The following is an 11770-nucleotide window of genomic DNA, read 5'->3' on the forward strand; positions in this document are numbered from 1 at the left end:
CTTAGGAAGGAAGAGTCAAGGCCATACCGCTTGAGTCCGTTCCGAGCCCCCGCAGCACTGCTGGCTCAGCCTAAGACTGGTGTGAGTGAGAATCCCTGTGGTGCGATGGGTGCCAGCAGAACGGTGAGCCCCCGCGGACTCCCCGACTACAGCTTCATGTGTGAAGGGTCACAAGTCAACGAATGTTGGTGTCCCGACCGGATAAATCGTCCTGAGGAATGACGCGGTCAGTCCGGGCGACGGGAATCACCCTGCGGGCTGCTCCTGAAGGTCTCCCGCGCCGCCCTGCCAGACGGCGTCGAACGGTGCGTTCGAGGACACCCGGTTCTTGATCCCTTCGGTGACAAATGCCTTGGCGGTGCGCGCCGCTTCCAGCGGTGTGGCACCCTTGGCGAGTTCCGCGGCGACTGCTGCGGCAAGGGTGCACCCTGCACCACTGACTGCGACATCACCCACCTTGGGGGCACTGAGGACTTCCAGGGTTTCGCCGTCGTAATAGACGTCGACGGCGTCGCTGCCTTCCAACCGCACGCCGCCCTTCGCGAGCACGACGGCGCCACTCGCCGCATGGATGAGCCGCGCCGCTTCCTTGAGATCCTCCACGGATCGGATCTCGATCCCCGAGAGTGACTCCGCCTCGAAGTGGTTCGGGGTGACAAAGGTTGCAAGCGGCAGGATGTTGGCCTTGAGCGCCTGGTCCGTGTCCAGTGCGGCGCCGGGCTCCTGGCCCTTGCAGATCAGAACCGGGTCCAGCACAACGTTCTGCCAGTCCTGTGTAGCCAGAGCGGTTGCGACCGTGTCGATGGTTGTCGGCGTACCGAGCATTCCGATCTTGACGGTATCGATCGTGTAGCAGGACTGAATCGCCTCAAGCTGATCGGCGATGACCTGCGCTTCAACCGGGACAAACCGGTGATTCCAGCTGTCCTTCGGGTCGAAGGAGACGATGCAGGTGAGCGCGGCAATCCCGTAGGTACCGAGTTCCTGGAACGTCTTCAAATCGACCTGCGCGCCGGCGCCTCCGGTGGCCTCAGAGCCGGCGATGGTCAGGGTGATTGCGGGTGCGTCAGTAGCCATTGCATCAGTGTGCCCGACGGTTCGGGGCTAGCGCCAACGGCTAGCGTGCCCTGCCCTCGGCCAGCAGGCTGATGGACTTGTTGATCCGGGCGGAGCGGGTCTCCGGTTTCTTTGCGCCTGCGATCTGCAGCGCGTGCCAGCTCTTGTTGCTGTAGGAGAGCGTGTCCCAGAACGCTTTCGCCGCCGGATTCTGGTGGAGTGCGGTCACAAAATCCGCGGGTACATCGACTTCCCTCGGGGCGGTATCCAGCTCAACGTCGACATCGTGAACTTCGCCGGCCTGAATGCCGGCTTCCATGCGCCGGTCAGCGCTCACTCCAAACACGTAACGCCCACCCATGGATGCGATGGATGTGCGGAAGGCGAAGCCGTTGACGGTCGCCACGATCTTCGGATGCTTGCCGCCGCCCAGGGCCTCCACGACCGATTCCGGGACTTCGAAGCCCGCCGTGGTCTTGCCGGTCGATTCGAGTTCAGCGCGAAACTTCATGGGTGCCTCCAGAGTCGTGAACGGAATGATCGGCAGTGCTGCGAGTGAATTATTCCTTGAACGGTCTGACGGTCTCGATCAACTCACTGCACTGCGATCCGCCGCGATTGGGTGAACGACAGCCAACGGCAACCGGTCGCAGCGGAGCACGGACAGTTCCGAACCTGCGTACCAGTCTCCACGGGGCTGCACTGTGCGAGGAGTATCAGTATCCACCGAGAGCTCAGCCTGGTTCCCTCCTCCATCAGAAGGCGGGAACGTCGAGAAGGCATCGGGGGCGAGTAATGTTCCAGCAGCGACCTGTGGGTCAGCTGAGATCACAACCCTCCCGACATGATTGATGAGGGCCGCTGCAGGATCCAACTCCCGGAGGACAGGGAGCAGCAGTGGTTCGAGAGACTCGACGAATACATCCGCGCCGGCCACGCCCACACTGCGGCCTCTGACCGTAACTGGGACCGTCATGGTCATGGTGTACTCATCCGTGCAGAGGAAATCGACGTAGGGCCCGGTGACGTGTGGTTCCCCTTTCTCCATCGGAGTAGTGAACCATTCCCGGCGCACGTACGCGTCGGTGGCAGCGGCCACCGACGGCAACACCAGTGGTTCCAATGCCTCGCCCTGCCACCAGGCCATGTGCCAGACGGTGTCCGCAATCGCGGAGTTCGCGGCAACGAATCCGGCGCCAACTACCGGCCACCGGTGGCCGTTGACCAGTTCCGCCACCAGGGGCAGGGTCGCTGCATTGACAGCCTTCGCCCGCGGGGGTCTTCCCTGGTCCTCGAACAGGCTGGCCAGTTCCGGAACCCACCCGGAAACTTCAGCGAGAATGCCCCTGAAAAATCCGGACACCTGCTGGAGCGCTTCCGCCTGCGCCGCAACGGTCCCCGTGGATTCGAAGCTCATCCCGTCCTCCTCTGAGGTCTCTCTCGTTCCGACCCGGCCGGCGGCTCTGCCAACCGGGAATGTTCATCGATAAGTGCAACCAGCCCGGTGCGTATCTGGGCGATGACAGCCTCGCGAGCGGCCGCAGCATCCGCGGCTGCTATGGCATCGGCAATGCGCTCACATAACTTCACCATTGCCGTGTCGAAGTCCTTGTCCTCGTGCAATAAAGACATCAACGGGCCGAAGTCCTTGTGGAGGCGTCCGAACTCCCTGGTGAGGCGAGCCGACTGGCTCAGGGCAGCCAGTTCGAGAAGGAATTCACCGACGAGCGCGCCACCGCGGCCGGAACCGATCAGTGTGCGCCGCAGGACCTCGACGTCGTCCGGCCCTGCGGAATCGGCTGCAAGTTCAGCGGCCGTTGCCGCGATAGCACGGTAGTGGATGGCCAGGTCCCGGAGTTCGACCCGGCTCATCCGCCGCAACCGGTTGCGCACCAGTTCAGCGCGTCGTCCGGCTGGAGCGGTGATGAAGGTGCCGCCCTCCCGGCCGCGGCGGGTGGCAACCAGCCCGCGGGAGCGAAGAGCAACGAGGGCCTCGCGTGCTGTCACAGTGGCTACGCCCATCGCTGAAGCCAGTTCGGCCTCGCTGGGTAGGCGGTCGCCGTCGATGAGTACACCGGCCGCAATTCCTTCGACTATCCGGTCCTCCACCCGCTGAGCCTTGCCGACCTCACCTAACGGGGCGAAGACAGTCGCCAGCATGCGCTGACGCGGCGAGGAGTTCGGAGGCATGCATCCAATCCTTCCAGACTCGCTTGCCCGGGTTGCCCGTTCGGGTGAGGAATTCGTAACCGCGAATTTACCGCGTGTGATCCACTTTACATCTAACGTCTGGTTTCATATGTTTAACGCCGACGTAGCGCACATCACATCCTGCTTCCGAAAGGACCCCGCCGTGCAAGCCACAGCACCCTCCGCCGACATTGTCCAGGACCGCACGGGCACAGCGGATACCCCCGCGATCGCAATGCGGGACGTCGTCAAGACGTTCGGCGACTTCACAGCGGTGAAGGGGCTGGACCTGGACATCAGGCAAGGCGAGTTTTTCTCATTGCTCGGCCCGTCCGGCTCCGGCAAGACCACGGTCCTGCGTATGATCGCCGGTTTCGAGCTACCCACGTCGGGTGCCGTCAGGCTCGCAGGACATGACGTCACGCGCAAAGCGCCATTCGAGCGCAATGTGAACACCGTCTTTCAGGACTACGCGCTCTTTCCGCACCTGACCGTTGCCCAGAACGTGGAGTACGGTCTGAAGCTTCGCAAGACCCCACGGGCCGAGCGGCGGAGGCTGGTCACCGAGGCGCTTGAAATGATCCGGCTGCCCCAGGTGGCGGACAGGCTGCCCTCTCAGCTGTCGGGAGGGCAGCGTCAGCGGGTGGCTCTGGCTCGGGCGCTTGTCCTTCGTCCACAGGTGTTGTTGCTGGATGAACCGCTCGGTGCGCTCGACAAACAACTCCGTGAACAGATGCAGGTTGAGTTGAAGCAGATCCAGCGAAGCGTTGGCATCACCTTCGTCTTTGTCACCCACGACCAAGAAGAAGCGCTTACGCTGTCCGATCGGGTCGCCGTCTTCAATGACGGCATCGTCGAGCAGGTTGGATCCCCTGAAGACCTCTACGAACGGCCACGCAGCCGCTTTGTTGCATCCTTCCTGGGAAGCACCAACCTCGTCGAGGGTGAACTTGCCCGTCAGCTCACAGGGTCTCCAGCACTACTGAGCATCAGGCCCGAGCACATCCATATCCGACCTCTCGATGGCGCGCCAGTCGGGGACGACGTCTCCACTGTCGAAGCGGTGATCGAGGAGATCGTCTACACCGGACCCACCACACGATTTGTTGCACGGACCGACGCAGGGCAGACCCTCATTGTTCAGGAGCAGAACGATTCCCGCGCTTCGGGCGTCCACCGTGGAGACCGGGTCCGTCTTCAGTGGTCGTCCCGCTTCAACTACGCCGTCTAGACCTACACACAATCCGCAGTAACCCCGGTATCACCAAGGAAGGTACACCCCCATGAGAATTACCAAAGCCTTGCCCCTTGCGGCACTTGCCTCTCTCTCGCTGGTCCTCGCCGGTTGCGGCGGTTCAGCCCCTGCAACCTCGAGCGGGGGCGGCATCCAGGTCCCCGATATTCCAGCGGCGACTGAGGTGGGGGAGTCCGAGGGGGAGGTCAACATCGTCGCCTGGGCGGGTTTCGTTGAAGACGGCTCCACCAACCCCGACGCTGACTGGGTCACCGAGTTCGAGGAGCAGACGGGCTGCACGGTCAACCGCAAGGTCGGCGCCACCAGTGATGAGATGGTGCAACTGATGCGTACAGGCGAATACGACCTCGTCTCCGCTTCGGGCGATGCCTCCCTGCGGTTGATTGCAGGTGGCGATGTTGCCCCCATCAACACCGATCTGATCCCCAACTTCGGGAATATCGTTGATGGACTGAAGGGCCAGATTTACGACACGCTCAACGGCAAGAGCTATGGGGTCCCGATCGGGCGCGGCGCAAACGTCTTGATGTACAACACGGAAGCTGTGCCGGAGGCACCGGATTCGTGGGAAGCGACCTGGGACCCGAACAGCGAATACGCAGGTGAGGTGATGGCGTACGACTCCCCGATTTTCATCGCCGACGCGGCCGTCTACCTGATGGCTACACAGCCCGAGCTGGGAATCGAGAACCCCTACGCATTGGACCAGGACCAGTTGGCCGCAGCGGTCGAACTGCTGAAGGAGCAGAACGGAATCGCCGGCGAGTACTGGAATGACGCATTGAAGGCGGCCTCGTCCATTTCCTCCGGCACAGCTTCGCTGGGCACCGGATGGCAGGTGGTTGTGAACATCGCGCAGGCCGACGGCGGGAACGTCGAATCAGTGCTGCCGAAGGAAGGTGCCACAGGCTGGTCGGACACCTGGATGCTGTCCGCGAAGTCGAAGAACCCGAATTGCGCCTATCAGTGGATGGACTGGGCTTCCAGCGCCGAGGTGAACGCCAAGATCGCCCAGAACTTCGGCATGGCTCCAGCCAACGCTCTGGCGTGCGAGGGTTCCAAGGAAAACGAGGAGCACTGCGCTACGTTCCACGCCACTGACGAGGATTACTACAAGCAGGTCTGGATGTGGACCACTCCCGTAGAGCAGTGCGTCGACGGCCGCACCGACGTCACCTGCACCAATTACCAGGAATGGACCAAGGCGTGGACTGAGGTCAAGGGCTAAGGCCTCAAGCCCACTGCCTGTGTTCCACCAGGGAGGGGTACGGCGCGCGGCGGCTGCCGCCGTCGTACCCCTGCCGTGGAGGCACTGCAGCTCGACGCGGCAATCGCCAGCGTCATTCACCGCTTCGAACAAGCTCAGCACCCCTGAAGGAGGAACGACGGGCACGCCCGCCGGACATCGCCATGGCAGTACCAACCCTTGAGCCGGAAACCATACCCGGCAGCGGCCCTGAACCCGGCGGAAAACCCAGCGGGCGAGGTGATGGGATCTCCCGGCTCCTTCACGCCCGGCCCAAACTCAGGCTTACTGCGTTCCTTGCCCTGCCTCTCGCGTGGCTCGGCGTGCTCTATATCGGATCGTTGATCCTCCTGTTCATCACCGCCTTTTGGACCACCGACACATTCACATCGAAAGTGATTCCGGCTTTCACGCTCGAGAACTTCGTTGAGATTGTCACGGTGCCGGCGTACCAGTTGACTGCGCTGAGGACCGTCGGGATTGCACTCGCCGTAACCGTGCTTTGCGCCCTGCTGGCGCTGCCGCTTGGTCTCTACATGGCGAAAGTGGCATCACCGAGGATGCGCGCTGTCCTGGCAATCGGCATCACCTTGCCGCTCTGGGCGGGCTACCTGGTGAAAGTGTTCTCGTGGCGCATCACCTTCATGAACGGCGGTCCGCTCGACTGGGTATTGGCCCCCGTTGGCATCACGGGACCGGGATACGGTACTGCTGCTCTGGTGGTGACTCTGGCCTACCTCTGGTTCCCCTACATGGCCGTACCGGTTTATTCAGCATTCCGTCAGATCCCGGACAACCTGTTCGACGCTTCGTCCGACCTGGGCGCAAAAGGATGGGCGACTGTGCGAACGGTAGCCATCCCGCTTCTGAAGCCCGCGTTCATCGCAGGCTCTATCTTCACGTTCTCGCTGAGCCTGGGTGACTATATCGCCGCCCAGTTCGTCGGTGGAAAGACCCAGGTGATCGGCACTGTCATTGCGTCCAACATCAACCTGAACCCGCCGCTCGCTGCCGCGTTCGGCACAGTACCCATTGTGGTGGTTGTCCTGTACCTCTTCCTGGCCCGCAAGTCCGGCGCCCTCAAGCAGCTCTAGGAGCCGATTCATGAGACTCTCATCCTCCGCCAAGGTCACCTTGCGGATCTTCGCCGGTCTGGTCATGGCTGCCATTTACCTGCCCCTGATGCTGGTGGTCCTCAACTCTTTCAACGCAACCACCTCCGGAGCTTTCCCCATCACGGAGTTCACCACCGACTGGTGGAGTGCCGCCTTCCAGAATGAGGGCGTGCGTGAAGCTCTCTGGACCTCCCTGCGGGTAGCAGCAGCGGCAACGGTGATCGCGCTGGTATTGGGAACGATGATTGCCTTTGCGCTTTCCCGCTACGAGTTCTTCGGCAAGAACACCGTCAACCTGCTGGTGGTCCTGCCGATTGCACTGCCCGGCATCGTCACGGGCGTGGCGTTGAACAACACCTTCAAGACAGTGCTGGAACCGCTCGGGATAGGTCTTGGCCTGTTTTCCGTCATTGTGGGTCACGCGACGTTCTGCATCGTGATGGTGTTCAATAACGTGCAGGCACGGCTCGGCCGGATCAACAGGGGCCTCGAAGAAGCCGCCATGGATATGGGTGCCAACACCGTCAAGACCTTCTTCAGCGTGACCTTCCCCAGCTTCCGTTCGGCCTTTGTGGCGGGAGGCCTGCTCGCCTTCGCGCTCAGCTTCGATGAGATCGTCGTGACGACTTTCACTGCACCGCCGGGTACAGAGACGCTACCTATCTGGATCTTCAACAACATGGCCCGCCCGAATCAGGCTCCCGTAGTCAACGTGATCGCGGCCGTGTTGATCCTTGTCTCAATGATTCCGGTGTACCTCAGCCAGCGCCTGACCGGCGACGACAAGAAATAGGCGTCGGGCTGAACGTACCCCAGTGAGTGTCGCCGGTGCCGCTGGGGCGCGCAGCCGGCCGCGCGCCGTCGTCGTGCTGGTTTACTGTTTTGTGTTCTTGATGAGCTGCACTACGTCGTCGACAATCTTCCGCACAACCGGCAAGCGGGACAGGATGACGAGCTTGGCGATCAACGGGGCGGCGTTGTCGATCAGACGGCGTGTGCGACGTTGGCCGGGGGAGCGGTCGTAGACCCAGAAAAGGGTGACGCCCATATAGACGAGCCAGAGGAGTTCGGGCAGGTCCGCGCGGATGGCAAGCGGAGGCTGCGGCCGGGCGGTATTGACCGCCTGGTTGAAGAGGGCAATGGACTTGGCCCGGGCTACGGAGGAATCGTCGCTGAAGGGACCCAGGTTCGACGACGGCTGGATGGCCACGCCGATGAAGTTGAACCCGAAGTCGTGGTACGGACCCATGACGTCGATTCCGCTCTGCAGGATGGCGCGCAGGTGCTCGCCCAGGTTTTGCCCATCCCGCAGGAGCGGCAGGGACCTGGCACGATGCTCGTCCTGCAGGGAATGGTACAGAGCCTGCACCAGGTCGTTCTTGGATGAGAAGTAGTAGTAGGCGTTACCCGTCGAGACGCCCGCTTCCGCGGCGATCGCACGCATGGTGGTTCTGTCATAGCCCTGCTCCCTGAAGAGCCGCAACGCGGTGGCGACGAGCCGCTCCCTCGTGGCTTCGCTTTTCTTCTGCTGCACGGGTCTCCTTCTTGAACACGTTCAAAAGAGTCTAATCGAATTGAACGCGTTCAATTTCCGGCCCTTGTATCTGTAGTTCAGGGAGCCGGGGAGCATGGGACAATTGATGGCGCCCCGGGGCAGCCGGGTGACAGTGCTAATACAGCGGGCCGTTCAGGCTGCGCGAACCACTTCCAGAATGCGAACCCATGACTCAACTGCAGCAACATGCCCGCGCTCGTTACGCGACCCCAGGCAGCCCCATTTTCTCGATCATGCTGGCGGTGCTATCCGTCATCGTCATCCTTTCCAACATCGGCGCCTCGAAGGGCGTGGTGATCGGGCCGGTCGCCGGCGACTTCAGCATCATCACGGACGGCGGATTCTTCCTCTTCCCGCTCGCTTACATCCTCGGCGACGTCATCAGCGAGGTGTACGGCTTCAAGGCTGCGCGCCTCGGGATCATTGTCACGTTCGTACTGTCGGCGTTCGCTTCCCTTGCCTATGCGGTCATCATCGCGCTCCCGGGATTCGACGACGACTTCGGTCTGGCGAAACAGGAGGCGCTGGAGCTTGCACTCGGCCCGGTTCCGTTGATTGTGCTCGCGTCGCTGCTGGGCTTCCTGGTGGGGCAGACCCTGAACTCGTGGGTGCTGGTGCGCATGAAAGCCCGCTTCGGGGAACGCAGCGTGGTGGCGCGACTGCTGGCGTCGACGGGCGTCGGTGAGTTTGCCGACACACTTATCTTCTGCGCCATCGCCGCCTCGGTCATCGGCATCACGGACCTCCCGACGTTCCTGAATTACCTCTTTTTCGGCTTCCTCTACAAAACGCTGGTGGAGGTACTCCTGCTACCCGTGACCACTGCGGCGATTCGCTGGGTGAAGCGCCGGGAGCCGAGTTACGCCGCCTAACATTCGCAGAAGTGCCGATCCCGCGCAGGATCGTGGGACCTTTCCTACGATCCTGTGCTTAAGCGGCACTTCTGGTGCGCTTCCACCACACCTTCCGGATGTGCGCGCGGGTTGCCTCGGTGAAGAGATCGGACCATTCCAACCGGATGAAGATCCAGCCTTCCTCCATCAGGGCCTTCTCCCGACGGCGTTCCTGAAACAGCACGTCGGGAGTAGGAGCGTAATCGAAGTACTTGGTTTTGCCGTCAAACTCAAGGGCGATCTTTTGTTCGAGCCACGCAAAATCGAGCCTGTGCTCACCTACCCGGGTGCGCACTACCACTTGCTGCTCCGGCATGGGTAAGGGCATCCCGGCAAGCAGATGGCAGGTGAGAGTCTCACCCGGGGACTCTGATAGCGGGCTACCGTTCTCTATAACCTTTCGGGCAACCTGCACGCCTTTGAAGCCCTTCTGGCGCTGCGCAACGTCATGCAGATCGGCTCGCTTCACACCGAGGCGAAGTGCATGGTCTGTGATGATGAGCCCCTGCCGGTAGGAGAGAGTCCGGGCACAATCCACAACCGTACGCGCGAGTGAAGTGACACGCAGTCCGTCCACCATGTCGAGGTCCCGGGGTAACAGGGGCGCTCGGTGTCGGACCACATCGCCAATGTGCTCACGGGATGAGCCGGCAAAAGGTCGGGTGATATGGACTTGCACGTCCGCACGCCACAGGCTGAGACCGTGAATCCGCGCTGCAGAGGTGTGGCTGTAGGTGGCTGGTCGTAAAGTGCGACTTGCATGATCATGCGCCGTGATCCTGAAGCGCGCTTTCTGTGTTTCGCTCAGCGAGTTCCAGTACCTGGCCGCAACGAAAGCGTTGACCTGGATGCGGGTGAGAACGCCGTCTTCTATGAGTTTCGGGATGCGCCGACGGGAAACGCCCATCTCCTCCAGTTCACCGGTACGCCAGCAATTCGTGGACGCTTGCAGCCATGAGTAGGCGTCTACTGTCATGGCAACAGCCTGACGGCTGACGGCGAGAGGCGGGGGCGGCGTCGTCGTTATGTGGAAAAACTGGCGCTCCCTGGAGACAAAGGCGCCGGTTACGTGCAGGATCGCACGAACTTCACCGCCTCCGTGCACAAAACCGGCACTTCTGCGAGGGGGCGAGGGGGAGGGGGGCCGGCCTACCGGGACGCGGCGTAGTACCGCCCCAGCACCTCCGCCTTCAGGTCGAAGTAGGTCCCGTCCTCGATAGCGGCTCGGGCGTCGTCGACCATGCGGATGACGAACCGCTCGTTGTGGATTGAGATGAGCGTTGCCGAGACCATTTCCTTCGCCTTGAAGAGGTGGTGAATGTACGCGCGGGTGTAGTGCGTGCAGGTGTAGCAATCACAACCCTCCATCAAAGGAGTGAAGTCACGCTTGAACCGGGCATTGGACAGGTTCCACCGGCCGTCGGGCGTATAGAACGCGGAGTTGCGGGCAACGCGGGTGGGGGAGACGCAGTCAAAAGTATCGGCCCCATTCTCGATACCGGTGAACAGGTCATCCGGTTCCGAGATGCCCAGGAGGTGTCGCGGCTTGTCTTCGGGCAGCTCGTCGGCGCACCACCCAAGAATCGTCCCTAGATTCTCCTTCTCCAGGGCACCGCCGACGCCGAACCCGTCGAAGTTCATCGCCCCTAGATCACGGGAGGCCTTGCGCCGCAGGTCCTCATACTGGGCGCCCTGAATGACACCGAACAACGCCTGGTACGGCTTGTCGGCGCGTTCGACGGTCAGCCGCTCATGCTCACGGATGCACCGCTCCGCCCACAACCGCGTGCGCTCCAGCGATTCCTCCTGGTAACCCCGGGAGTTCATCAGGGTGGTCAGCTCATCGAACGCGAACATGACGTCTGCTCCGAGCTGGTGCTGGACCTGCATCGAAATCTCGGGGGTGAACCGGTGGCGGTCGCCGTTGAGGTGGGAGACGAACCACACGCCGTCGTCGTCTATGTGAGCCAGGCGCTCCTTGCCCACTGCAACGCGGTCATCGTCACCGGCGTGTTCGGATGCGGCAGCCGAGTTCATCGTGATGACCTTCTTGAACCCGGACCCGAGGCTCATCACCTGGAAGCCGCCCGAATCGGTGAAGGTCGGCCCGTCCCAGTTCATGAACCTCCCCAGACCGCCTGCCTCGTCGAGGATGTCAGCTCCGGGTTGCAGGTAGAGGTGGTAGGCGTTGGCCAGCAGCGCCTGCGCGCCGGCTTCCTTCATGGACTCGGGCAGCACCGCCTTGACCGTGGCCTTGGTTCCGACGGCGATGAACGCGGGCGTCTGGATCTCGCCGTGCGGAGTGGAGATGGTCCCGGTCCGCCCGTGCAGGCCCTCACCGGCCTGGGTGGTTTCACTGAGGCGTTTACCGATGGAGAACGAAAAGTCTGTTTGTGGCACCCGCCCATCTTCTCAGCAATCGGTGGGGAGCTCCCGACGGATAGTCTGGAGTGCGGAGCA

The 11770-nt window shown here is 62.1% G+C and carries 12 protein-coding genes; 5 read left to right on the forward strand and 7 right to left on the reverse strand.

What is annotated here, in order from left to right; translation table 11 throughout:
• Window positions 1-246 precede the first annotated feature (246 nt).
• The 4 genes from thiD to RIF85_RS00125 form a co-directional block, all read right to left on the reverse strand.
• Complete coding sequence (thiD, locus tag RIF85_RS00110; RefSeq protein WP_309069871.1) at window positions 247-1077, reverse strand: bifunctional hydroxymethylpyrimidine kinase/phosphomethylpyrimidine kinase; 831 nt, start codon at window positions 1075-1077, stop codon at window positions 247-249.
• A gap of 40 nt (window positions 1078-1117) precedes the next feature.
• On the reverse strand, window positions 1118-1567 hold the full coding sequence (locus tag RIF85_RS00115; RefSeq protein WP_309069872.1) for a YdeI/OmpD-associated family protein: 450 nt from the start codon (window positions 1565-1567) through the stop codon (window positions 1118-1120).
• Window positions 1568-1645: 78 nt separating this feature from the next.
• Window positions 1646-2473, reverse strand: a complete 828-nt coding sequence (locus RIF85_RS00120; RefSeq protein WP_309069873.1) for a hypothetical protein — start codon at window positions 2471-2473, stop codon at window positions 1646-1648.
• Window positions 2470-3246, reverse strand: a complete 777-nt coding sequence (locus RIF85_RS00125) for a winged helix-turn-helix domain-containing protein (protein WP_309069874.1) — start codon at window positions 3244-3246, stop codon at window positions 2470-2472. Before RIF85_RS00125 ends, RIF85_RS00120 begins: the two co-directional genes overlap by 4 nt.
• 163 nt (window positions 3247-3409) lie before the next feature.
• Here RIF85_RS00125 and RIF85_RS00130 point away from each other — a divergent pair, with 163 nt between their 5' ends.
• From RIF85_RS00130 to RIF85_RS00145, 4 genes are all read left to right on the forward strand, one after another.
• The gene (locus RIF85_RS00130; protein ID WP_375164376.1) at window positions 3410-4477 is read left to right on the forward strand and encodes an ABC transporter ATP-binding protein; all 1068 of its coding nucleotides are present in this window, start codon (window positions 3410-3412) and stop codon (window positions 4475-4477) included.
• Window positions 4478-4529: 52 nt separating this feature from the next.
• Window positions 4530-5729, forward strand: a complete 1200-nt coding sequence (locus RIF85_RS00135; RefSeq protein WP_309069875.1) for an ABC transporter substrate-binding protein — start codon at window positions 4530-4532, stop codon at window positions 5727-5729.
• Between the two features lie 182 nt (window positions 5730-5911).
• A complete protein-coding gene (locus RIF85_RS00140) occupies window positions 5912-6841 on the forward strand; it encodes an ABC transporter permease (protein WP_309069876.1) in 930 nt (309 codons plus the stop codon).
• A 10-nt stretch (window positions 6842-6851) separates the two neighbouring features.
• On the forward strand, window positions 6852-7655 hold the full coding sequence (locus RIF85_RS00145; protein ID WP_309069877.1) for an ABC transporter permease: 804 nt from the start codon (window positions 6852-6854) through the stop codon (window positions 7653-7655).
• Window positions 7656-7736: 81 nt separating this feature from the next.
• On the opposite strand, the gene RIF85_RS00150 is transcribed toward RIF85_RS00145, so the two are convergent.
• Window positions 7737-8396 (reverse strand): TetR family transcriptional regulator, encoded by a 660-nt coding sequence (locus tag RIF85_RS00150; RefSeq protein ID WP_309069878.1) that lies wholly within the window; start codon window positions 8394-8396, stop codon window positions 7737-7739.
• A gap of 188 nt (window positions 8397-8584) precedes the next feature.
• Here RIF85_RS00150 and RIF85_RS00155 point away from each other — a divergent pair, with 188 nt between their 5' ends.
• On the forward strand, window positions 8585-9289 hold the full coding sequence (locus tag RIF85_RS00155) for a queuosine precursor transporter (protein WP_309069879.1): 705 nt from the start codon (window positions 8585-8587) through the stop codon (window positions 9287-9289).
• A 58-nt stretch (window positions 9290-9347) separates the two neighbouring features.
• Here the strand turns inward: RIF85_RS00155 and RIF85_RS00160 are convergent, their stop codons facing one another.
• Both RIF85_RS00160 and tgt read right to left on the reverse strand, forming a co-directional pair.
• Window positions 9348-10286, reverse strand: a complete 939-nt coding sequence (locus tag RIF85_RS00160; protein ID WP_309069880.1) for a hypothetical protein — start codon at window positions 10284-10286, stop codon at window positions 9348-9350.
• A gap of 173 nt (window positions 10287-10459) precedes the next feature.
• Window positions 10460-11710: a tRNA guanosine(34) transglycosylase Tgt gene (gene tgt, locus RIF85_RS00165; protein WP_309069881.1), complete on the reverse strand. Its 1251-nt coding sequence runs from the start codon at window positions 11708-11710 to the stop codon at window positions 10460-10462.
• Between the last annotated feature and the right edge of the window lie 60 nt (window positions 11711-11770).

Origin of the sequence: Arthrobacter sp. (assembly GCF_031179385.1) — a bacterium.
Taxonomy (GTDB): domain Bacteria; phylum Actinomycetota; class Actinomycetes; order Actinomycetales; family Micrococcaceae; genus Arthrobacter_D.